The sequence below is a fragment of the Methanosarcina sp. WH1 genome (assembly GCF_000970005.1).
In the GTDB taxonomy this organism is placed as follows: domain Archaea; phylum Halobacteriota; class Methanosarcinia; order Methanosarcinales; family Methanosarcinaceae; genus Methanosarcina.
Genome location: NZ_CP009504.1, coordinates 3,866,298 through 3,890,674, shown reverse-complemented (window position 1 = coordinate 3,890,674; position 24,377 = coordinate 3,866,298). Strand labels below are relative to the sequence as shown.

18 protein-coding genes are annotated in these 24,377 nt (G+C 41.2%); 8 read left to right on the top strand and 10 right to left on the bottom strand.

What is annotated here, in order from left to right; all coding sequences use genetic code 11:
- The first annotated feature begins 77 nt into the window (after positions 1 to 77).
- The 6 genes from MSWH1_RS17180 to MSWH1_RS17155 all read left to right on the top strand — a co-directional run bounded on the left by MSWH1_RS17180 (position 78) and on the right by MSWH1_RS17155 (position 6,405).
- Complete coding sequence (locus tag MSWH1_RS17180; RefSeq protein ID WP_048130107.1) at positions 78 to 1,463, top strand: GntP family permease; 1,386 nt, start codon at positions 78 to 80, stop codon at positions 1,461 to 1,463.
- A 186-nt stretch (positions 1,464 to 1,649) separates the two neighbouring features.
- Positions 1,650 to 2,099, top strand: a complete 450-nt coding sequence (locus MSWH1_RS17175) for a metal-dependent transcriptional regulator (protein WP_048130750.1) — start codon at positions 1,650 to 1,652, stop codon at positions 2,097 to 2,099.
- 207 nt (positions 2,100 to 2,306) lie between these two features.
- Positions 2,307 to 3,290, top strand: a complete 984-nt coding sequence (locus tag MSWH1_RS17170) for a metal ABC transporter solute-binding protein, Zn/Mn family (RefSeq protein ID WP_048130106.1) — start codon at positions 2,307 to 2,309, stop codon at positions 3,288 to 3,290.
- 82 nt (positions 3,291 to 3,372) lie between these two features.
- Positions 3,373 to 4,137, top strand: a complete 765-nt coding sequence (locus MSWH1_RS17165; protein WP_048130105.1) for a metal ABC transporter ATP-binding protein — start codon at positions 3,373 to 3,375, stop codon at positions 4,135 to 4,137.
- Positions 4,138 to 4,184: 47 nt separating this feature from the next.
- Positions 4,185 to 5,009, top strand: coding sequence for a metal ABC transporter permease (locus tag MSWH1_RS17160; RefSeq protein WP_048130104.1), 825 nt, complete (start codon positions 4,185 to 4,187; stop codon positions 5,007 to 5,009).
- A 940-nt stretch (positions 5,010 to 5,949) separates the two neighbouring features.
- Positions 5,950 to 6,405, top strand: a complete 456-nt coding sequence (locus tag MSWH1_RS17155) for a hypothetical protein (protein WP_048130103.1) — start codon at positions 5,950 to 5,952, stop codon at positions 6,403 to 6,405.
- Positions 6,406 to 7,181: 776 nt separating this feature from the next.
- On the opposite strand, the gene MSWH1_RS21015 is transcribed toward MSWH1_RS17155, so the two are convergent.
- The 4 genes from MSWH1_RS21015 to MSWH1_RS17135 form a co-directional block, all read right to left on the bottom strand.
- Entirely contained in the window at positions 7,182 to 7,403 is a 222-nt protein-coding gene (locus MSWH1_RS21015; RefSeq protein WP_048130102.1) for a pentapeptide repeat-containing protein, read from the bottom strand.
- Between the two features lie 517 nt (positions 7,404 to 7,920).
- On the bottom strand, positions 7,921 to 10,074 hold the full coding sequence (locus tag MSWH1_RS17145) for a PGF-CTERM sorting domain-containing protein (protein WP_369798617.1): 2,154 nt from the start codon (positions 10,072 to 10,074) through the stop codon (positions 7,921 to 7,923).
- Between the two features lie 56 nt (positions 10,075 to 10,130).
- Positions 10,131 to 12,323 (bottom strand): choice-of-anchor A family protein, encoded by a 2,193-nt coding sequence (locus tag MSWH1_RS17140; protein ID WP_048130101.1) that lies wholly within the window; start codon positions 12,321 to 12,323, stop codon positions 10,131 to 10,133.
- A 1,575-nt stretch (positions 12,324 to 13,898) separates the two neighbouring features.
- A complete protein-coding gene (locus MSWH1_RS17135) occupies positions 13,899 to 14,732 on the bottom strand; it encodes a class I SAM-dependent methyltransferase (protein ID WP_048130100.1) in 834 nt (277 codons plus the stop codon).
- A 265-nt stretch (positions 14,733 to 14,997) separates the two neighbouring features.
- On the opposite strand from MSWH1_RS17135, the gene MSWH1_RS17130 reads away from it, so the two are divergent.
- The gene (locus tag MSWH1_RS17130) at positions 14,998 to 15,591 is read left to right on the top strand and encodes a tetratricopeptide repeat protein (RefSeq protein ID WP_048130099.1); all 594 of its coding nucleotides are present in this window, start codon (positions 14,998 to 15,000) and stop codon (positions 15,589 to 15,591) included.
- Positions 15,592 to 15,852: 261 nt separating this feature from the next.
- Here MSWH1_RS17130 and porB read toward each other — a convergent pair whose 3' ends face one another.
- The 6 genes from porB to MSWH1_RS17100 all read right to left on the bottom strand — a co-directional run bounded on the left by porB (position 15,853) and on the right by MSWH1_RS17100 (position 21,555).
- A complete protein-coding gene (gene porB / locus MSWH1_RS17125) occupies positions 15,853 to 16,743 on the bottom strand; it encodes a pyruvate synthase subunit PorB (RefSeq protein WP_048130098.1) in 891 nt (296 codons plus the stop codon).
- On the bottom strand, positions 16,740 to 17,951 hold the full coding sequence (gene porA, locus MSWH1_RS17120; RefSeq protein ID WP_048130097.1) for a pyruvate synthase subunit PorA: 1,212 nt from the start codon (positions 17,949 to 17,951) through the stop codon (positions 16,740 to 16,742). Before porA ends, porB begins: the two co-directional genes overlap by 4 nt.
- Complete coding sequence (gene porD, locus MSWH1_RS17115; RefSeq protein WP_048130096.1) at positions 17,951 to 18,211, bottom strand: pyruvate synthase subunit PorD; 261 nt, start codon at positions 18,209 to 18,211, stop codon at positions 17,951 to 17,953. The genes porA and porD overlap by 1 nt, the downstream gene beginning before the upstream one ends.
- Entirely contained in the window at positions 18,208 to 18,756 is a 549-nt protein-coding gene (locus MSWH1_RS17110) for a pyruvate ferredoxin oxidoreductase subunit gamma (RefSeq protein WP_048130095.1), read from the bottom strand. Before MSWH1_RS17110 ends, porD begins: the two co-directional genes overlap by 4 nt.
- Before the next feature lie 592 nt (positions 18,757 to 19,348).
- On the bottom strand, positions 19,349 to 20,320 hold the full coding sequence (gene dusB / locus MSWH1_RS17105; RefSeq protein ID WP_048130094.1) for a tRNA dihydrouridine synthase DusB: 972 nt from the start codon (positions 20,318 to 20,320) through the stop codon (positions 19,349 to 19,351).
- A gap of 677 nt (positions 20,321 to 20,997) precedes the next feature.
- Positions 20,998 to 21,555 carry a S26 family signal peptidase gene (locus tag MSWH1_RS17100; RefSeq protein WP_048130093.1) on the bottom strand — a complete coding sequence of 186 codons (558 nt, stop codon included), beginning with the start codon at positions 21,553 to 21,555 and terminating at the stop codon, positions 20,998 to 21,000.
- 743 nt (positions 21,556 to 22,298) lie between these two features.
- Between MSWH1_RS17100 and MSWH1_RS17095 the strand changes: the two genes are divergently transcribed.
- Positions 22,299 to 24,329: a DNA-directed DNA polymerase II small subunit gene (locus tag MSWH1_RS17095; RefSeq protein WP_048130092.1), complete on the top strand. Its 2,031-nt coding sequence runs from the start codon at positions 22,299 to 22,301 to the stop codon at positions 24,327 to 24,329.
- Positions 24,330 to 24,377 lie beyond the last annotated feature (48 nt).

The following is a 24,377-nucleotide window of genomic DNA, read 5'->3' as shown; positions in this document are numbered from 1 at the left end:
TGAAAACTCTCTATTGTCGATAATTTATTGTTATAATTTATTGTTTATAACTTCAAAAGATTTTAGATTTAGATGTTATGCACCCTGTCCTTATTTTCCTTTTCGCCCTTATATCCATACTGCTTCTTACAGCAAAATTCAGGCTTCATCCTTTCCTTAGCCTTGTCCTTGTATCTTTTTTTATAGGTGTGCTTGCAGGAGAACCCATGGGGGCAGTCGAAGCGGTAACTGAGGGACTTGGAAATGTTTTTTCCCGTTTTGCTATCATTATCACCAGTGGTAGTATCATCGGACTTCTACTCCAGAAGACCGGTGGAATGTCTTTAATAGCTTCTGACATTATGCGTTTTTCCAGAAATCCTCTGCTTGCCCTGAACTTCCTTGGTTTTCTTTTTTCCGTGCCAATGATGTGCTATATCCTTGCTTATGTCATCTTTATTCCGATAGCAAAAGAGTTGGCTACCAAGCTTAATTACCCCCCCATTTCCACTGCAACTGCACTTGCACTCGGGGCGGTTGCCTCATTTAATCTGGTATATCCATCCCCTGTTATTATTTCGGCAGCAGAAGAACTTTCAGCAAATACGGATACACTCATTCTTTTGGGATTTTTTATCGCTATTCCTACTTCTACTGCGGGTTATCTTTACGCCAGAAGATTGGGGAAAACTGAAAACTCCAGAGTTTCTGAAAACGAGAATCAGGTTCAAGCTCACCCAGGATCTACAGAGATTACAGAAGATCCACAAAAGAAGGAGGCAGGAATAGTACAGGAAAAAGGTATCGAAGTTCAAGGAAAAGATGGAGTGCAGAGAAAAGACACTGGAAAGCCAGGCAGGTTTGAAACTTATGCACCAATCTTTCTTCCTTTGCTTCTTATCCTTTTCCAGGCTGGCTTTGAGAATCCCAACCCTCTGTTTGCTTTTCTGGGAAACCCAAATGTTGCACTCCTTATAGGAGTTCTTCTCGCCATTTTTTCCAGCAGAGCACTGGAGTTTGAAATGGTCAGGACCCTGGTCGAAAAAGCAGTAAGGAGAAGTGGTGTTGTCCTGCTCGACCTATGTGGGGGAGGAGCTCTTGGTGCAACTCTTGCCATGACAGGGGCAGGAGAAGCTCTTGGCAGGTTTTTCCTGCAGATTAACCTTCCTCATATCCTTGTTCCTTTTCTTGTTGCAGTAGCCCTTCAAACCGTGCAGGGGTCAAGGGTGGTAACAATGCTTGTTGCACCATCTCTTTTGCTTCCTATGGTTCCGGAACTTGGACTTCCTGCGGAGATTCTGATCCTTGCAATGGCTTCAGGCACCTTCATGATTTCGCATGTTAACGATCCATTCTTCTGGATTTTTGGAGAACTGGCAGAACTTGACCCCTCCGAGGTTTTCAGGGCAAATACTCTTGGGGGCGCTCTGATGGGCGTGATAAGCTTCCTGCTGGTTTCCGGGGTATATATTTTCTTCTACTGAATTTTTCATGCTGCTAGTTTCACTAGTGTCATCTTTTTATACTGGAACTTAATTCCTCGGATTTCAATGCTTTTTATTTTTGTCGGAGGACCATTCCGGTTTTCTCCAAGTTTGATACACTACAAATATAACGTTATAATTTGGTATACGACAAACAATATATACCAGTTTTTTATATTTATCTATATGAGTGAGCAGAATTATTCTGAGTTTACGGGCCTTGAACTCTCTCCGAGAAAGGCAGATTATCTCAAGTTTATTCTTGAAAAAAGAAGCACTGTAAAAACCACTGAAATTTCTTCCAACCTGCAGGTTGACCCTTCAACAACAAGCAAAACCTTAAATGAACTTGCAGCAGCTGGCTATCTAAACCATATTCCATACAGGGGGGTAGACCTGACAGAAATGGGGGCAGCATATGCAGAATTTCTTGTTCGGAGGCACAGGATTTTGAGTCTTCTCTTTACTCATTACGGTCTATCGGCGGAGGAAGCATGTGCTGAAGTTTCCCGATTTGAAGCTTTTGTTTCCAGGGATGCGGTAAACAAAATCTGCAACTCGATGGGCCATCCGATGATCGGCGTATGTGGAGCAATCAGCCACGAGAAATGCATTCATGAGGGGCATTATCATTGATTGCCAGTATGAATGAAGGGTTGAATAAAACCTTTGATCCGGTTTTGAGTCAAAGTTGGGTCAACTCCAAAAAATCTTGTATATAATTCAAATCTTTGGGCATATGCCAAATTTGTCTTAATATCAACCTTATTTCAGTCCCCTCCAGTATTGAAGCTAATTGAAGCAATGAAGTAAAAATGAAAGTGAAAAAACAGGAGTTTAATTATGAAATTAAAAATCATACCTATATTAGTACTTTTGATTGTTGGTCTGAGCATTTTTATCAGCGGTTGTACAGATTCTGGCGATTCCAGGGATAATGGGAGTACAGAACAGAAAACTGAAATATCAGGAATGGGCGAGCCCATAACAGTTGCCGTAAGTATTCTTCCCCTAGCTGAATTTGCAGAAAAGGTCGGAGGAGATAATGTAAAAACTGTTGTTATAGTCCCATCTGGGGCAGATCCTCATACCTATGAACCTTCTCCAAAGGAAGTCCAGGAAATAAGTAAAGCAAAGATGCTAGTAACAGTTGGGGTTGGTATGCCTTTTGAGGAAGTTTGGATTGACAATTTCGAGTCCATGGATAGTGGCACTCTTATTGTAAATTGTTCTAAAGGAATTGAACTAAGGAAACTTGCTGAGCACGATCACGAAGGAGAAGCAGAACATAACGAATCACTTGAAGCTGGGGATGAAAACAAAATTGACGAAGACCATGAAAAACTGGACCCCCATATCTGGACATCACCTGAAAACGCAAAGATGATGGTTGAAGATATTTATGAAGGGCTTGTAGAACTCGATCCTGAAAATGAAGCTTACTATACCCAGAATAGAGATGCTTACCTTGAAGAGCTGGACGCTCTGGATTCGAGGATTCAGGAAAAGCTGGAAGGACGTGAAGAAAGAAATTTCATGGTTTATCATCCATCCTGGGGATATTTTGCCGCGGAGTACGGGCTTACTATGATTCCTGTTGAGGTTGAAGGAAAAGAGCCAAGTGCGAGGGATCTCGCGAAGCTTGTGGATCTTGCAAAGGAAAAGAAAGTCAAAGTTATCTTTGTCCAGACTCAGTTCAACCCGCGAAGTGCAGACGTCGTAGCTCAAGAAATTGGCGGGGAAGTTGTGGCTGTTGACCCTCTTGCAAAAGATTACATTGCAAACATGGACAACGTATCCGATATCTTTTCCAGAAACCTTGTGTAAAATTAGCATTCAGGTTCTATATCTAAATATAAAAAGAACCTAATTCGGGGTAAGATAAAAACGATAGTCTGAAGGAAGAGCAATGGAGAATGTTATAGAGCTAGAGGACGTCTGGGTTCGCTACGGAAACCAGACAATCCTTGAGGCAGTAAATCTGGAATTAAAAGAGCCCAACGGGCTGCTTGGGATTATTGGACCTAATGGTGGAGGAAAGACTACATTTCTCAAAGTGCTCCTCGGGCTCTTGAAGCCGTATAAAGGCAGCGTGAAACTTTTTGGGAAGCTTCCGGAAAAAAGCAGAGACCTTGTAGGGTATGTCCCTCAGTATAAAGGTTTTGACTTTGATTTTCCTATCAGTGTCTGGGAAGTCGTCCTGACAGGCAGGATGAGCCATACGGGTTTTCTGAAAAAGTACAGTGAAGAAGACAAAAAGGCCGCTGAAGAGGCTCTGAGGACAGTGGAGATGTTCGACCTTAAGGACCGGCAGATAGGCCAGCTCTCTGGCGGGCAGCGGCAGAGGGTTTTTATTGCCAGGGCTCTTGCAACTAACCCCAAACTCCTGCTTCTGGACGAACCCAATTCCGGGCTTGATCCTCACATGCAGGACGAACTCTACAGGCTTCTGAACAGGCTCAAGCATGAAATGGCAATCATTATGGTCACACATGACCTCAGTGCAGTTTCTGTCTACGTGGACAGGATAGCCTGCCTGAACCGCACGCTCCACTACCATAACTCTAAGGAAATCCCGGTTGAGGACCTGGAAGCCACCTACCAGTGTCCTGTCGAACTGATTGCTCATGGAGTGCCTCATAGAGTGCTGGAAAAGCACAAAGAGAGTTCCTGAAGTCAAGGGTTAGGTTTGAAAAACAGTGTCTCTCAAGGAGAAAAAAAATGTTTGAGCTTCTGCAATATACTTTTATCCAGAACGCCCTTATAGCCGCAATCCTTGCAAGCGTTGCCTGTGGAGTCATAGGTGCCTTTGTTGTTGTTAAAAAGATCGTTTTCATCAGCGGGGGGATTGCCCATGCTTCTTTCGGAGGTGTCGGGCTTGGCTATTATTTAGGAATCAACCCCATGCTCGGAGTTCTTCCTTTCAGCCTGCTATCCGCTCTTGTCATGGGTACCGTAAGCAAGAAATCTAAAATCCCGGAAGACAGTGCAATAGGCATTCTCTGGTCTCTTGGAATGGCCCTGGGAGTTATTTTTGTCTATCTTACTCCCGGATATGCCCCGGATCTGATGACTTACCTCTTTGGAAATATCCTTACAGTTCCCCGATTTGACCTGTACCTGATGCTTGGTCTTGATATAGTAATAGTGGGTGCAGTCTATCTGTTCTATAAGGAATTTCTCTCTTTATGCTTTGACGAAGAGTTCACAACTGTACAGGGCGTTCCTACCGAAAAGCTCTACCTTTTCTTGCTCTGTATTATTGCCCTTACAATTGTTGTCCTTATAAAAGTCGTGGGAATTATTCTTGTGATCGCCCTCCTGACAATTCCTGCCACCCTGAGCCGCAAATTCACCAATAACCTGAAGCGAATGATGCTTATCTCCACTGCCTTCGGGACCGTTATCAGTGTTACCGGAATAGGCCTTTCCTATGCTCTGGATGTTCCATCGGGAGCCACTATTATTCTTGTACTGAGTCTGGTATATGGATTTGTAGCTTTTGGGATGGATATTCTTGAGAGCAGACGCGTTTTGAAGGGTTGAAACTATGCAGTTTAGTTTTTAAAGCTTTTTTGAACCTGTCGGCACCTCTATCATGAGTGCATTTAGTGAACGGTTAAACCTGTTCACTAAAAGTTCAAAAATCAATTAAAGTGCAGAAATTAATTTTTTCCGGGATCAATTAAAACCTACAGAACTCAGATAATCTACAGAACTCAGATAATCTACAGAACTCAGATAATCTACAGAACTCAGATAATCTACAGAACTCAGATAATCTACAGAACTCAGGTATAAGGTTCAGATCTGAAAGTTCAGGAATGATAAAACTATAACTTCTAATTTTCAGTTTGGGAATCGATCTATAATTCCAGGTCCTCCAACAATCATTCTTGGCAACAAAACCTATTGATATTATATTTGAATTATTCCTCAGGTATATATTCTAGCACTCTTCAATATATAATGTACTTAAGTAGGTTTTTTGGCAGAACTAAATTTTACCTTCTACAAAATTATATTTGAATAGTTTTATTAAGACATAATTTTATATATAGTAAAATGCAAGAAACCTAATTGTAAATCAAGTTTTTTTTTATACTAGACCAGGATTTTAAGGTCAGCATTCCTGGGATAATTTAGTATTGAAAAGGAATCCAAAAACGAAATCCAAAAGAGAAATCCAAAAATGGAATTCAAAAACGGAATTCAAAAACGGAGTCCACAGCACCGTGTGAGATGCCACAAAGCCGTTTCTAGTGGGGAAGCGATGCATTTGCGACAGGTTAAGAGCCTGCATAGAGAGATCTCACCTCGATGTACAACTATACACTTGTGCCGCCACCATATCAAGCTAGCAGGTGTATCCGAAAGCCACCTAAAAGAAATAAAAGACTGGTTCTGTTACTATAAAGTGGAAACAGCCAGATCCACTTCTTTATATAAAAAACTTATATATAAAACGTCATACCAGGGTGATAAAATGGACCGCGAGACAACCCAGGATCAAAATATTGAAGAAAACGAAACCTTTGAAGGTGAAAACCTCAATCTTCCGGATATCCCTCTTCCGGAAACAGATAATGTGCTATATTCAATTCTAAACTCCTTAAATCAGAACATCGCAGACTTTTATACGTTTGTGAAATTCAACAGCTACCTCTCTGAGGGTCACCTCAACGTTGAGTTGCTTAAAAGAAGCATGGGTATCCATAGGGACTTTACAGCCCTTTTCCTGCACACCAGAGAAGAACTGTTATTTACCTATCCGGAATTCATAGAAAAGACAGAAAAGCTGCTGTTTAAAGGTGAAGTTGGTACCGACTGCATAAAATATACACACAAGGTATGCAGATCAATAAGTGATTATAAAATTGCCCTCCACAGAGAAGGTTATTTGCCAGACCTCAGAAGACAGCTGCCCTTAGTTGACATTTAATCCTCAGGCAGCCCTACTTTTTTTCTATTCTTTTTCTATTGTATTTCACTTTTTCAACATTTCTTTTTTTCCAATGTCTAAAATTTTGTCAAATCTAAGTTTTACAAACCTGAGTTTTGTGAAATACCACTGTACTGCGATTCCGAGGTAGGTTCACAAAAGTTGACTTTTGAATCTATTTACCAATCACCCCACTTTCCGCAGTAAATTTTTGCATATTTACAATTTTTCCTGCTATCGATTTTCAATTATCGATTTTCAATAAAACATGGATTTATTGGACTTTTATGCAGGAGGTAAAGCAGCTATATGGTGTATCATAGAGACAAAAAAATGATATCATTCAATTTTCACCAAGTTCCATTAAAAGTCCAAATTAATTTGATTTGTTTCAAAAACGCTATCAAAGAAAATATTGATTTTTGAAAAAATACTGCGGAATGTGGGATCACTAATATTTTCTACCTTTATGACAATTTTTAATGATTGTGATTTTGAAATAATGCTCTATAATTGTGTGTAGCTGTTAGGTTTACATATAGTTCAAACATAATTTCTCATACTAATCTTTAAAGAAAAAATTGTTCAGTGCTTATGTGTGTTGTGGGAGTTGATCCAACTGTTAACCAACTTTAATCACAACATATGGTTATCTATGGTTCTAAAACGGCATCATGAGGTATATTCTAATTTCTTATGTCGACTTGGAGAATGCAGGATTTTGGTCTCCAACTTACTGGAGAATTACAGTACCGCTGGAAATTTATATTCAATTTTCAGTACAACCGTAGTCTTATATTTAGTGAAAGATATTTGGAGTTCAAGGCATCTGTAAAAAAAACGATATCTTGAAAAACGGTGTCTTGAAAAACGATATCTTGAAAAACGGTATCTTGAAAAACGATATCTTGAAAAACGGTATCTTGAAAAACGATATCTTGAAAAACGATATCTTGAAAAACGATATCTTGAAAAACGATATCTTTTAAAAAAGGCACAAAAACGGAATCCTTGAAAAACGGGGATTAAAAAACGGCATTACAAAACAGATGCCTACCATCAATTCGATACGTAGATTTTTTTAGTTTTGTTCATTCAATGATTTTCGCATCTCTTTGTTTTTAACGTTTAACGTTTTCTAAAATAACTTTCGTATTAAAAATATGGGTTTTGATGAGTCTGTATCCAGTTCTTAAATTCATCATGAAGCCTTCTAAAACTAACCCCCGGGAAAAAATACTTTTATCTCTTTTTCTGGTTTGCTACTCTTTGAAATAAACCAAAAAAGATCATATTTTTCTTGAATATCTCTTTGGATTGAAAATAAAAATTGGCTCTTCGTTGTTTTATATGGACATTCTTATAATAACCAACTTGGTCTTGAATTGAAAATCATCTTATCCATAGAGAATAACGAAGAGCCTAAAAAGTAAATTAGGTGAAGGCTTGATCCCTCATCTAATTATTTTTTGAATCGGGCTTGATTAACGCTTTTTTATCTGGTTCACTTCGTTTTTACTTTCTTTTGTATAGAAATATTGCAGCAAGCAGCCCGACTACACAATAAACGATTTCAAATCCAGGCACACTTCTATTTCCTTCCTGTTTCTCCTCCTGTTTCTTTTCAACATCTGATTCTATACTTTCCTTATTTTGTTTAACATCTTCATTGTCAGTTTCAGACTGTATTTCAGTACTGGTTTTAATCTGTGTTCCAGTGTCATTCACGGTATCATTTTCTTCTTTATTTTCACTCACTTCAATGTCTTTGACGGATTTGGAAACCACACGGGCACTGCCAGTTCCACCATTCCCATGGTGTTGGGTATCAGCATTGTCTTTCTCGTCCTCTGAACCAAGAAGAATCGGTTGCTTTATACTGCTGTTTTCTTCAGGAAGTTCGTTGCAGGTTACTGTTGCCGTATTTTCAATAAATCCGTCTCCTTCACCGTTACTGCTAATGTCCTCCTGAGTTACTGTGTAGTTTCCGAAGAATTTCCATGACTCTCCCGGATTCAACATCCCTGAGTCAACATCGTCTCCAATCGGTCCTGTCAATGTAATCATCGGGTCACTTACCGAAACTCCTGTCAGGTCTACGTTGCCTTCATTTTTCACAACTATCTGATATTCTATTATATCTCCAGCTTCGTTGATTTTACGATCCCCAGCTTCATCGATCCCGGTTATTAACTTGGATATACAGTATTCAGTTATCACCTGTGTTGGCTCTTCTCCGATCGGGACTTCAGCACTGTCTGATACCGTGTCCAGCTGATCGCATACAACGGTTGCTATATTTTCTATGCAGCCGTCTCCATGTCCGTTAGTTTCGATATCTTCCAGGGTAACCGTGTAACAGCCTGTATATGTCCAGTTTTCCCCTATCCCGAGAACTGAATCATTATTCAGAGATTCTACCGGTCCATCGAGAATTTGTATCAGAGAATCGTTTACCTTAATTCCCGTGAGATCGACATATCCCTCATTTTCAACCACTATCTTATATGAGATTATATCTCCAGCCTGTGTTATTGTTTCTGCCGGTCCTTTCCCTCCAACGTCCGTTACCGTTTTTTCAATGGCATAATCCGGATACTCATCTATCGGGACTTCTCCGATCGGGACTTCAGCACTGTCTGATACCGCGTCCAGCTGATCGCATACAACGGTTGCTATATTTTCTATGCAGCCGTCTCCATGTCCGTTAGTTTCGATATCTTCCAGGGTAACCATGTAACAGCCTGTATATGTCCAGTTTTCCCCTATCCCGAGAACTGAATCATCATACAGGGATTCTACTGGCCCATCGAGAGTTTGAATCAGAGAATCGTTTACCTCAACTCCCGTGAGATCAACATTTCCTTCATTTTCAACCACTATCTGGTATGAAATTATATCTCCAGGTTCGTTGATTATACAATCCCCTGCTTCATCCACCCCGATTACTGACTTGGATATGCAGTATTCAAGTTTGATCGGTATTTGTTCTTCTTCTATCAGCACTGCTGCACTATCTGATCTCGGACCCAGCAGGTCACACTCAACCGTTGCAGTATTTACTATGAACCCGTCTTCTTCACCGCTGCTGATTATGTCTTCTTCAGTCACCATATAATAGCCGGTATATACCCAGCTTTCTCCTTGCTCAAGTACCCCATCAGTTATCAGGGACTCTTCCGGTCCATTGAGATCTTGAATCAGCGAATCGGTTACTGATATTCCTGTAAGGTAAAAGTTGCCGGTATTGGTCACTACAATCTGATATGTAATAATTTCTCCAGAGGCTGTTACTGTTCCTGCAGGTCCTTTTCCTGCAACATCAATAACTGTTTTATCAATTGTACAATCTGGTTTTTCTTCAGGTATTACTCCTCCTTCTCCTCCTTTTCCTCCTATCGGTACTCTAACACTGTCTGATCTCGGATCCAGGTGGTCACACTCAACAGTTGCAGTATTTTCTATGAAGCCGTTTACTACATTATTGATTATATCTTCAAGGGTAACGGTGTAAGTTCCGATATATATCCAGTTTTCTCCTGTCTCAAGAACTCTATTCTCATTCAGAGATTCATCTGGTCCGGTGAGATTTTCAATCCGAATATCGGTAACAGTAACATTTGTCAGGTCAACGTTTCCTGTATTGGCTACTACAATCTGATATGTAATGATATCTCCAGGGATTGTTATCCGTCCTTCGGGTCCTTTTCCAGAGACATCTTGAACTATTTTGTCAATAGTGCAGGCAGGATTCTGATCAGCAATAACTGTTGCATTAACCGAAGTTGAATTGGTGAAGCTACCTGCAAACAGACCGGATACAAANTATAGTTCACCGTTATCGTTTCACTCTGTCCAGGGATAAGGATTTCACTCGCAAGTGGAATTACTCCTAACTTGTCGTCCGTAACGTTGACAAGCCCTGTAATATCGACGTTTCCAGAGTTGGTAATGTTGTAAGTGTATGTGATGTTCTGGCCAGCTTCAGAATAGTTCATTGGACTGGCTGATTTATCGATCGTCAACTCCGGAATCTGGATTGCTGTTACAGTTGCATTAACCAAAGTTGAATTGGTGAAGTTACCTGCAAACAGACCGGATACAAACGCTGTATTGGTTACAGATCCGTTATTAAGATCAGACTGAGTAATGGTATAGTCCCAYGTTAYCRWTTCACTCTGTCCMGGYATAAGGATTTCAATCGTAAGTGGAATTACTCCTAACTTGTCATCTGTAACGTTAATTGGTGCTGTAATATTGACGTTTCCGGAGTTAGTTACATTGTAAGTGTATGTGATATTCTCTCCTACAGAGGAATAGGTTTCAGGAGCTGCTGATTTCTCGATCGTCAACTCCGGATTCTGCTCTGCAGTAACTGTTGCATTAACCGAAGTTGAATTGGTGAAGTTACCTGCAAACAGACCGGATACAAACGCTGTATTGGTTACAGATCCGTTATTAAGATCAGACTGAGTAATGGTATAGTCCCACGTTATCGATTCACTCTGTCCTGGTATAAGGATTTCACTCGTAAGTGGAATAACTCCAAGCTTGTCATCTGTAACGTTAATTGGTGWTGTAATATTGACGTTTCCAGAGTTRGTWACRTTGTAAGTGTATGTGATGTTCTGGCCAACTTCAGAATAGTTCATTGGACTGGCTGATTTCTCGATCGTCAACTCCGGAATCTGGATTGCAGTTACAGTTGCATTDACCGAAGTAGAATTGGTGAAGTTRCCTSCRAACAKACCGGATRCAAAYGCTKYATTGGTWACWRATCCSKWATYMAKRTCAGACTGAGTAATGGTATAGTYCMMYGTTAYCGWTTCAYTCTGTCCYGGTAYAAGGATTCCACTCGTAAGTGGAATAACTCCAAGCTTGTCATCTGTAACGTTAATTGGTGCTGTAATATTGACGTTTCCAGAGTTGGTAACGTTGTAAGTATAGGTTATGTTCTGGCCAACTTCAGAATAGTTCATTGGGCTGGCTGATTTATCGATAGTCAAATCAGGATTCAGGGTTGTAGGTACCGGGACATCGCCCCTAAACGGGTATAAGTGAAGCTGAGCCTGACCTTCTAAGCCCGTCATTGTCAGCGATTTAGCAATCAGGTTTCCTTCCAAATTTCCGTTTCCATAAATGAAATCAGCATATGGGGCTAGAATGCTTCCTTTCCAGCTTAATCCAAACATTGATATATTTGTCATATTATAGAAATTCCAGATAACAGTTTGCCAGGCAGCCCCATTATTATTGCCGTTGAAATTCATGCTGCCAAAATAACCAGGTGGAGTGTGTGGGAGAATATCACTTGTTCCTTCAACATTAATGATGACGCTTGAACCTTCTGGTACTACTAGATTAACCTCTCCAGTTCCTTTCCACTCTGTATTTGGAACAAAGAAAACATTAAGTGTTGAATTTGTACCTGTCAAATCCAATCGGCCCCATGACTGCAGAGTAACCGTAGTTCCTGATGTTGCCGGCAGGCTTGCCCAGTATGTAGATAGGGATTTCAGGTAAGTTTCTTCAGCAGTAAAGTTAATTGGAGTGCTTGGGTTGAGCAAAACACCATCGTTAATGTTTACACCTGTATGGCTGACGTTTCCACCTATGTGTATATCACCATGGTACACATTACCATTGATCCAGGTCGAATTACCTCCTACAACCATTCCTATCCCTGCAGGGTTCCCACCAATAGGTAATGAGTTTCCTACACCATAATTAGAAAGTGTGGCATTGCCCCCCGCAGCAACAGCACCTTGAATGTCTCCTCCATTATGCAGTATATTCTCAAATATAAAGCCGTTGTAATCTTTAGCAGTCCCTAATGGATCCGTATCAGCGGTTGCTGGCACTGTTAACCAGAGTATTCCGATAATTATCAAGACCAGATATCTCATATTTGTTCTCATCTTTACATCTTCCCGAGTCGATCTTAAAATCTCAAGTTGAAGTGTGTTTTGTGATCAATTTAGATTATGTGTAAATGTTGTAACCAAATCTATGTTTTTTTTATTTGTTACCAAGGCATTTAACGCATTACCATTAAAAATTATTAGAAAATAAATAAAAATATACTATGTTTTAAATATAGTTGTATTGGATAATTTTTTAATGATGTATGCATAACATTATATCAGTAAACATGTTTTAAAATGCTAGTTTGAATACAAAAAAAAGTGATAATTCATCATGACCAGATATCTCATATTTGTTCTCATCTTTACATTCTCTCGAGTCGATTTTAAAATTTCAAGTTGAAGTGTGTTTTGTGATAAGTTCAGATTATGTGTAAATGTTGTAACCAAATCTTCATTTTTTTTTATTTGTTACCAAGGCATTCCATTCAATACTATTAAAATTTTTTGTTGAACAATTAAAAATATATTTTGTTTTAAATATAGTCATATTAGATTATTTTTTTAATGATGTGTGTATAACATTATATCATAAACATGTTTTAAAATGCTAGCTTGAATACAAAAAAAGCGATAATAATTGTTTTATAGAAATTAACTACCAAAAAAAACCAATCATAAAAATAAAATGGTAAACATTATCACATTATATGAAGGCTTAATCCCTTTATTTAATTTTTTCTGGATAGAGCTCAGATAATGCTTTGTTACCTTATCCCCTCTGCTTTTACTTTCTTTTATTTTGGCATCAGTTAATGGATTCTATGCACAACTTCGAATACCACATCTAGTGATTTTCCAACGAAATCTGCTTATATTTGACTTTCAAAGACGACTGATTTTTTCCGTTATCATACGACTTTGTTTGTGTATGTCTATGTATTTAATACTCCTAAAAATAACGTTTTTATTGATCTGGGAGGTATTTTTTTCATGCTCAGAAAAGAGAATAATGATGCTTGTTTTGTGTCTGTCTCTTCCATAATAATTTTGCTTTTATTTGATTCTTTTTCTTGGACTACTGTAATCTTAATCTCGACAACAGCTTATCAATTAGAATGCCGATTTTCGGAGCTAATTTGAGAGCATCAAATGTAAAGCCCAAACTAAACATATTTTAATTTCTCACTTTTTTCCCCTTCCCCCTAATTCGTTGGTCATCAGACTTATTGTATTTAATAGTACAATACTCCAGACAATATTTAGTATCTTACATTCGGTAGGTCGACATTAAAATTTAAAATGTTTTTTATGATGTCGTTTTATAACATTAGATAACTATATGTTATGTTTAAAATTGGTTCACGTGTGGCTCAACTTCCACGACACATATAAGTACGGAATCAAGAATTAAATCATTTTTTCAATAAAGTTTTGTGTGATAGATTATGTTTGGACCATATGTAAATCTAACAACTACACACAAGTCTAGAACATTATTTCAAAATCACCATCAATAATAAGTATAAAAAATTAAATGTGATCTGCCGAAAGTAAGATTATGTTATTACTGAAGGTAATTGTCAGACAGCTTGTTTTGGGCGGGGTGGATGCATTCAATCTGATTTTTTATATGTTGCCTACAAAAATAGCGTACATCTCGTACCAGTAAGGGCAGAAAACCCACTTAAATCCTGCTTCTTCGAGTCTCTTCCTGAACTTCTCTGGAGTATCGATTTTCTCCCGCACATCTTCAAACGTTCCCAGCATTTCTTCTGCTTCTTGAACGGTGAGTTCTTGCTCAACCATGTACCGTTTCCAGTGAGCTCTGTAAATCTCCTCTTCCCACTCACTCTCGGGCCTGAAGATGTCTCCTTCAATAAACCTCCCATCCGGCTTGAGAGCCTCATAAATCCGCCTGAAAATCCTGGTTTTTGCATCTGGGGGAAGGGAGAAAAGGCATTGTGTGGAAACCACGGCATCAAACTTTCCTTTTATCTCCGGATTTTCTTTCCACCCAGATTTTTTTTGCCATCCGGGCTTTTCCTTCCATTTTTCACACTCTTCCAGAATATCCCCCTCAATGAACGTGACGTTCTTCTGCAGCTCTGGTTTCTCCTTTGCCACAGCCAGCATTTCCGAGTTCCTGTCGATGCAGGTGATTCTGGCATCGGGTCTTTTTTTCCTTATCAGGCTTGTAAGAAAACCGGTTCCGCTCCCAAGTTCGAGGATCTCGATTTCCCGGTTCTTCTTTTCCTTCTTTCTTTCTGTTTCTTCAGGAATTGACTCGGGAATCAATTTGGAGATTGATTCAGGAATTGATTCAGGGATTGATTCTGAGATTGATTCAGGGATAAATTCGATTACTGTGGCGAAGAAGGTCTGCCAGTTTGGGAGGCATTGTTTTTGGAGAGTGTCGTAACGGGAAGGAAGGTTGTTGAAAACTGAACCGGAAGAGGTCATGGAATCATCTCCAGAGAAGATGTTTATTGATCTTCAAAAGATGTTTATTGATCTTCAAAAGATGCTTATTGATCTTCAAAAGATGTTTATTGATCTTCATAAGATGTTTATTGAATACTCGGAAAACATGAGTTAAATAATAGCGGATTGTATGTTAAATTGCAGGCAAATCTTAATAAATGTTCTTATATCTGATTAAAACAACTTCCTTTTTATTTTTTTTATATTTATACCAAAAAATTCTTCTTAATGGCAAGGAAACAAAATGCAACCAGATACCTCAAAATCTCCGGATTTGTCAGAAGATCCGTTAGAATTACTCCAGCAAGCTTTTGATCTTTACACCCATAGGGATTTCGAAAAAGCCCTTGACTTCCTTGTCTGGGCCGAGCACTTTGCCCTAACAGCCAGAAAACCCGAGATTCTTATCCCTATTTACAGCATGGCAGGGAGTGTCTTTTCAGACCTGGAAGACTTCGAAAGATCCCTGAGATATTTTGAAAAGTCTCTCCAGGTCATAAAGCTGTTTGAAGCCAACGATGATGCAGAAGGAGGCAATGCAGATCCTGTTCTTACCGAATGGTCGGCATCAAATGAGGACAAGATCGGAAAGCTCTTTTTCCGGTTCGGACAAACGGGAGAAGCAGAAACAAGGTTTAACCAGGCACTTGGGCTTTATGAAAAGCTGCTTGTGGCTGATCCCGAAAATACACAGTATCTTTCTTCTCTGGCAAAGGTCAAAGATAGCATGGGTAATTTGCTTTCCAGCAGGGGGCAGAAAGATGAAGCTTGTGTAGTTTATACGGAGGCGGCTGATATCCGCAGAGGTTTACGTAAAGGTGATCTGAAGAATAAATAAGCTGAAAATCAATGGATTTCGAATTTGGCTCAAATACTTATGATGCAACCTCTGGATAGGAGTCTTTTGATATCAATTTCTGGATTATCTGGCTGGAAGAAGTTGGAAAGATCTATCAGCAAATAGTAATTTCTTTTTCGGAGCACAGGTAAAAAAACAATCTCAGACCAAAAACCGATACTTGAAAATCAAAAATCGAGCAAAAAACCCAAACCTGAAAAAAATAACTCAAAAACAAAAGAAAAAGTAGAACTTCAGATTTTACTGAAGCCCGTAGTGTTTTATGTTCCAGTCTGCAGCGGCCTGGATCTTTGCGATTTCTTCTTCGCCGCCTTCCATGGTGAAGAGATGTTTGAACCGCTTCTGGGCCCTGAGGTATTCCTCGACGGGTCTGGGGTTCTTGACTTTTCTCACCTGGGTAAGTTCACCGTTTTCCATTTCATACATGGGCCAGAGGCAGGTCTCAACTGCGAGTTTTGCAAGTTCGATAGTCTTGGAGCCGTCGAAACCCCAGCCGGTGGGACAGGGGGCGAGGGTGTGGATGTAGGTAGGACCCACAGTTTCGGTAGCTTTTTTGACTTTCCTGATCATGTCCCGCGGGAAACCGATTGAGGTTGTGGCCACGTACGGAGAACCGTGGGCTACCATGATAGCGGGCATGTCTTTCTTCGGGCGTGGGTTTCCGAAGGAGACTTTGCCTACGGGGCTTGTCGTTGTGGAAGCGTCGAAGGGGGTTCCGGAGCTTCTCTGGATCCCAGTGTTCATGTAGGCCTCGTTATCAACGCAGACGTAGGTGATGTCGTGGCCCCGTTCAAAGGCACCTGAGAGAGACCGAATCCCGATGTCCATTGTCGAGCCGTCGCCGCCGACTCCGACGACCCTTGTGTTTCCTTTCTTGCCGAGGGCTTTTAATGCAGCCTCGATACCTGATGCCACTGCGCCTCCGTTTTCGAAGAGGGAGTGTATCCACGGGACCTGCCAGGCAGATTCCGGGAAGGGGGTGGTCATAACTTCCAGGCAACCTGTTGGGTTAACGATGATGCAGTCCGGGCCTGCGCCCATAAGCATGAACTTTGCGGCAAGGGCGTCACAGCAGCCTGCACATCCCCTGTGTCCCGGGGAAAGGTAGGTTTTAGGTGCGGGTTTACTCATAGCAATTCCTCCCTGACATCAGCAAACTGGCTTTCAACCGTAATTCCGTCTTTTGTGACTTTCTTGGCTTCTTCTATGATCTTGCTGACCAGCTCAATGCGTACATCTCGGCCTCCGTGGTTTAAGGTGTAGCCGATAATTGGAATATCGCACCTGCTGTTGTACATGCAGCCCTTGGTCTCGGTAAAGAGGGCACCTTCGTTGGTTCCGAGGGAGATGTTCTTGTCGAGCACGACAACAACATTGGCTTTTGCCAGGGCCTTTCTGATCTGCATCTTCGGGAAGGGCCTGAAGGACCTGACTTTCAGGATACCGATCTTCTCGCCCTTTGCCCTGTACTCGTCAACTACATCCTTAAGGGTACCTACAAGGGAGCCCATGGCCATGATAACTACCTCGGCATCTTCGAGCTGGTAGCCGTCGATAAGGCCTCCGTGGTCCCTTCCAAAGATCTCTGCGAATTCTTTGGAAACGGCCTCTATCTTCGGAAGAGCTGCCTGCATTGCCTTTTCCTGCAGGTACCTGAATTCGGTGTAAGTCGAGGGGTCAGCAAAGGCTCCGAAAGTAAGAGGATTTTTGGGGTCAAGCACGTATTCCGGCTCATATTTGGGCAGGAACTCATCAGTAAGGTCCTGCTCAAGCAGCACAACGGGTTCGTAGACATGGGAGAGGATAAATCCATCCATACAGGCCATGCCAGGCAGGAGCACATCTTTGTCCTCTGCGATCTTGAAGATCTGGGGGATCATGTCTGCGGCTTCTTGGATATCCTCGGCATAAAGCTGGAGCCAGCCTGTGTCTCTCTGGGCAATTGAGTCTTGGTGGTCGTTCCAGATATTGATCGGGGCGCTGACTGCCCTGTTTGCCACGGTCATGATGATGGGCATTCTCATTCCTGCGGCGTTGAAGAGAACCTCGTGCATGAGCAAAAGCCCCTGGGAGGTGGTTGCGGAGTATGTCCTTGCCCCGACAGCGGCAGCTCCCACAAGGGCAGAAATTGCCGAGAATTCGGATTCCACGTTGATATATTCACAGTTCGGGATTTCCCCGTCTGCAATAAACTGAGATAAGTCCTCAACAATATGGGTCTGAGGGGTGATAGGATAAGCGGAAATAACATTTGGACGGGAAACCTTTGCTGCCTGGGCAACTGCGTATGAACCTTCCACGACGACCATTTTGGCCTTGTCAGCTGAATTGAGCGGCATTATTTTTCCTCCAGGATCATTTCAATTGCATTTGCAGGGCATTCATTTGCGCAGATGCCGCATCCCTTGCAGTAGTCGTAGTTGTATTCGAAAAAGCCATCTCCTCTGGGACGGATTGACATGTCAGGGCACATAATCTCGCAGATTCCGCATTTGGTGCATTTTTCGTAAATATATACGGGACGGAAGTTTCTCCAGCCTCCGGTTTTGTTTACCAGGGTAGAACCCGGCTCACAAGCTCCTCCTGTTGTGATTTTCACGCTTCTTTCCCCCTGATAAGCTCATAGGCTTTCTGAATTGCTTGAGAGTTCTTTTCGGCTACTTTGCCGGAAAAACGGTCCCTTACGGCTTTTTTAATGGATTCTACATTGATCTCTCCGGTCGCACCTGCAAAAGCTCCCAGAAGGACAGTGTTCACAATCGGAAGACCTATGATGTCCATTGCCACCTTTGTAGCATCTACGGTCATGACCCTTGCTTTTGTATCAAGTTTGAGTTCTTCGGGTTTTTCTTTTGTGTTGATGAGGATGATACCGTCGTCTTTAATCCCGCTTGCAACGTTGACAGTTTCGATCAGAGTGGCATCCTGGACGATCACGTAATCTGGTGTGTATATCTGGCTTCGGAGTCTAATGGGACTGTCACTGAGTCTGGTGAATGCCTGCACAGGGGCACCTCTACGTTCTACCCCAAAAGCGGGGAAGGCCTGGCTGAACTTCCCATCTTCAAAAGCTGCAACGGAAAGCATTTCAGCCGCAGTAACAGAACCCTGGCCTCCTCGACCGTGTATTCTGATTTCCTTCATCTGGATTCTCCTTTTTAAATGTGATTTTTATTAGTGCGTTTTTGGATGTTTTTGGACGTTTTTGGGCGTTTTTGAATGTTTTTGGACGTTTTTGGATGTTTCTTTGCAGTCTGTATGGCATACTTATATAATTTAGTTGTCTGGCACACTGCTGTTAATCGAATTAACCTGATGTTATTCAATCTATTAATGTTTGTCAGATCAAATTCAGCATCTGTTGCTCATTGCGGCTTTGCACATAACGCTTTCTACAGACACTGGGCGAAACGCACAGGCAGATGCGCAAGGACCCAAAAGTTTGGACGGCTGATTGTTAACCTGAAAGTATTATAATAACTGGATCATAACTTATCTTAAACGTAATATTTTTTCAATTTTATATTCACGCCGTGTTGTGTCCATAGTTCATGGATAATAGTGTAGATTATTATTAGTTTTTCGGTGAAAATCAAGAAGTTATTTATATATATTTCTAACCTATAATTATTTTTCAGACATTTTATAATTTCCTTTATCAGGTTAACCTGCCTTCTTGATCTGTTTTCTCTCACTTTAGCTGTAAACAATCCTTGCCTTCAAAAGATAGTATATTTTAATATTTTTCCTGGCGGGAACTTCTCATCAGCTCAATTATGGCTTTTCCATCTTTTAAACTGTTAATTTTTTCTCTTATATGCCGCGAGCCGTGAAGTCCTTTTGTAAACCAGTGGGCATGCATCCGGAGATTCATGGAAGAAAGAAGATTATATTTTTCAAGGAGGAGGATGTAAGCTTCAAACTCTTCAAGCTGCTTTGCAGGCCGGTTCACCTCCATTCTTTCCCCGGTTTCAAGGTAGTGCCTGATCCTTCTGAAAATGAAAGGGTTTCCCATTGCAGCGCGCCCTATCATAAGCCCGTCACAGCCTGTAACCTCCAGGGTATTTTCTGCCGACTCTTCATCTTTGATGTCCCCGTTTGCAATAACAGGAATAGAAAGCTCATTTTTGACAGCCTTTATTCCTTTAAGGTCCGAGCTGCCTGAGTACATCTGTGCTGCTGTCCTTCCATGCACAGTCAGAGTTGATGCTCCTGCTTTTTCTATCAGACGGGCAATTTCAAGAGTTTTTTCCTCCTTTTCAAGGAGGCGGATCTTTGCGCTGACCGGAGTCTTCAGGGCATCGGTAAGCTCTGAGATTATTGTATAGATAAGTCCCGGAGAATTGAGGAGAGCTGAGCCGCAGCCAGCCCCCGTGATGCGTCTTACGGGGCAGCCCATATTAACGTCTATAACTTCAGGCCTATACTCTTCTTCAACAAGAAGTGCAGCCTCTCTCAGTTTATCAGGGCAGCTTCCCACAAGCTGAACCCCGAAGAGCCTGTCTTCAGGAGAACTCAGTCCTTTAATAAAAGATTTCCTGCTTTCATTGAGCAGGGCATCTGCATTTATCATCTCTGTGTACGTCAGGTCAGCTCCATACTGCCTGCAAAGCAGCCTGAAAGCCAGATTTGTTACATCTGCCATAGGTGCAAGAAGAAGGTTTCCAGGAAGCTCTGTCCTGCCAATTTTCAGTTTTTTAAGGCTCATGTTTCTTATACTTATTAGCTGTTTTTATAATTTTTTTAGGTTCGTTTTCAGTTTTAGATTCACTTTATAGTTATTGTCTACTCTGATTTGTTGAAGCTCAAAAAGGTTTCGCAAAAATGTATGGAAAAAGTTTGAACAACTGCCGAATGTACAAGTCCGGGTGACTGAAAGAAAAGAAGTGAAAAGCAAGATGCTTGAACCAGGGAAGGAAAGTCTGGTTCAGAATTTTCATGAAGAGTACGGAAGTGTTGATTGGAATTAAGTGTTTATTGGAATTAAGTGTTTATTGGAATTAAGAGTACGGAAGTGTTTATTGGAATTAAGAGTACGGAAGTGTTTATTGGAATTAAGTGTTTATTGGAATTAAGAGTACGGAAGTGTTTATTGGAATTAAGAGTACGGAAGTGTTTATTGGAATTAAGAGTACGGAAGTGTTTATTGGAATTAAGTGTTTATTGGAATTAAGTGTTTATTGGAATTAAGTGTTTATTGGAATTAAGTGCTGATTGGAATTAAGTGCTGATTGGAATTAAGTGCTGATTGGAATTAAATGTACAGGTCAAGAGGGTATGTAACTGGAAGGGGATATAATCAGTGTTTATATCCTTTGATGGAGGTATGTTCATCGGTTAATAACTTGAAGGATTATCCGCTGGTGGTTATACAACTCAAAAGGCTCATGAAAAGAACAGCCTGATATGTCCGAGATAAGGAATCCTGTACTTTGCGACCCCTATTATCCATTCATCCTTTACAGGCACATAATAACTGATCTGTCCTTCCTGATCAAAGTGCTTGTTGGTCACAGGATTATCTCCTTTGGTAATGTATCCTGAGTAAGGGGCAGCAGGACCATTTTCCCACATAGGCTCGCCGGTTTCTACCCTGTACATCGCTCTATGTATTATGGGAGTTATGCCTTCCTGCCCATAGGGTCGATAGAGGATGACGTCTCCGTAGTCACTAAAGGTCATATAGTCTGAATTTTTCCCTTCTTCATTGGTAACAAGATCAACTCGATCGATGTTTTTGATGAAGATAATATCTCCTATCTGCATATGCGGTTCCATACTTCCGGACTCCACTGCGACCATAGGTGTCCAGAGCCCGAACGCCAGTTTGGAAAGAATCATAAAGGTTATCAGTACAGCCGCAACCGACAGTAAATCCTTCCCAAGGGAGACTAGGAAGCTTTCTTCTTCCTGGGTACTTTTTTGTGTATTAGTGTTGCTCATAGTAAGTCTTTATTCCCTTTATCTTATTCTTTTGGTGCTGTATCATATTTCATTCGGTCTGTAGTGTCTGTGCCAGCATTTCATCAGCTATGTAATTTATATTTTTGTATAAATCTCATTTTCACGCTTTAATTGTACCAGAATCCTTTGTTTTATTATACGACTCTTCTCAGTATACTTGCCTATACGATTTGTTTTTATCCTATATTAATTTACTATTTATCGTCAGACCATGATATTTTTTACAGGCCATTCTGTGTAAAATAGACTGAAATTCTATAAAATTTGAATGATTATTTAGAAATCTGATTATACCGATAAGTGGGAAAAATGATAAGTTTCAGGAAATATTTTTATAATTAAGAAAGTCCTATATAAACAGTCACTGGAGAATCTCAAATCATTAATTTAACTGAAAACCCTTACTAATGTATGATGTTATTTTGCTGGCATCGAAGCAATTTTGTATGTGTTTAGTTTTTATATTTTAAGTGGGTCTTTGCCTTAAATCTATTTGACCTCAAGTTGATTGATATCATATCAAATGAGGTTCAACAGACCCTGGCGGTCATAAAGTCAGGTCGAGATAGTCAGGCCGAGATAGTCAGGTTGAGATAGTCAGGTCGAGATAGTCAGGTTGAGATAGTCAGGTTGAGATAGTCAGGTCGAGATAGTCAGGTCGAGATAGTCAGGTTGAGATAGTCAGGTTGAGATAGTCAGGTTGAGATAGTCAGGTCGGAATTATGAATGAGATCGATATTGTACGGGCAGTTATAGAGGAAGGATACCAGATAAGTCCGCAAGCCGTAGAATTAATCAAATTGAGTAACTCTCCTGAAAGCCTTCTAAAATATATCCTTTCAACTATTGATGATTGTGTTTTCGTTATTGAACCCGAACATATCGACCTGAAGGACTTTGAAGCTTCTAAAATGGTTTCCAGGATAATTTCTGAAACATCTCCCGGGGCAGTTTCCCAGATGGCTTCAGGTAAAATTTCCTCTTCTCCCTTAGAACCCGTAGACTCGCACGTGGTAAAAACTTTTGACCCTGCTTTGGATGCCCTTGAGGAACCAGGATTATCAAGTATTGAATCGGATGTTTTTTCGGCGGTTGAAGTCTCAGACTCCAATCCGGAGATTAAACCTGACATTCTTTCTTCTCAGGGTTCTGATCCTGTTCATGATTCTGTTCACGATTCTGTTCACGATTCTGTTCATGATTCTGTTCACGATTCTGTTCACGATCCTGTTCATGATTCTGTTCACGATTCTGTTCACGATTCTGTTCACGATTCTGTTCATGATTCTGTTCATGATTCTGCTCATGATTCTGCTCATGGCTCTTTTTCCAATCCTGTTTATCCCTCTGCTTCTTCAAGAAGTGTAGAAAAATCAGCCTCCTCTTTTTTTGGACATGCAGGCTCTCCTTCTCCCTCCAACCGTGCTTACGGAGCAGATTCTCTCTTTTCAAACCAGGGAAATTCTTTCCGTTCGAGTTCCAGAGATGAAGAAGTCAGGTATCTCCCAGGCCGCAACCCTGTTACCGTGCTTTCCGATATTACCGGGCATTCGACCTGTGTTGGGGAGTATATGCAGTTTGTGCAGTATTTCAGGGACAGGTACAGCAGGCTCTCTGAGATCATCCGGGGCAGGATTAATGCACGCCCTATAGAGAGTTTGAAAAGGAGGAATTTTCGCCGTGGATCAGACGGAAACACTGAGGAGATATCGATTATAGGAATGGTTTCTGATATCAGCAGCACAACCAATGGGCACAAAATCTTTTCTCTTGAAGACTCTACAGGCTCTTTTTCAGTTCTTATCCGAAATAGCGACAAGGAACTCTTTGAGCTGGCTTCGCAGCTTCTTCTGGACGAGGTCATCGGGGTAACAGGCTCGGTTACTAACGACGGAAAGCTTATGCTTGCCACAAAGATCATCCAGCCAGATGTCCCGAACAGTGTTCAGCGCAGGACAGGTAGCTATGGGAAAGCCGTACTTATCTCGGATGTGCACGTAGGTAGTTCCCAGTTCCTGGAAGAGGCCTGGCTGGACTTCCTGGACTTTTTGAAAGGTGAATCTGACTCCGAAGAAATGCGGGAGATTGCAGCTCAGGTCCGTTATCTCGTTGTTGCAGGAGACCTCGTGGACGGTATAGGGATTTATCCTGACCAGGAAATGGAACTGGATATTCTGGATGTCTATGAACAGTACAGAAAAGCAGCAGAGTACTTCAGAGAAGTTCCTGAACACATACACGTGATCATAAGCCCTGGAAACCATGACGCTGTACGCCAGGCAGAACCACAGCCAGCCCTGCCTGAGAGGATCTGCGCAGATTTTCCAAAAAATGTCACTTTTGTAGGCAACCCGGCTCTTGTGGATCTTGACGGCGTCAGAATCCTTATCTACCACGGCAGGTCGATTGACGATCTGGTGGCAAGTGTTCCCGGCGTCTCTTATCAGGATCCTGCAGGTGCAGTCCTTGAGATGCTTAAGCGCAGGCACCTTGCTCCAACGTACGGGAGCAGGGTTTCCATATCCCCGGAGAAAAAAGACTACTTTATAATTGACCCTGTTCCGGATATCATTCATACAGGTCATGTCCATACCCTTGGAGTCCAGCGATACAAAAATGTTCTACTGGTTAATTCCGGAACTTGGCAGGCCCAGACTGAGTTCCAGAAGCGTGTAAACCTGATGCCTGTGCCAGCCAGAGTTCCAGTTGTGGATCTTGCGGATTTCGATGTGAAAATTCTGGCATTTGACTAAGCCGGGTCTGAAAACTCAGACTTTCCATTTCTCTAAATCCTCTAGCCT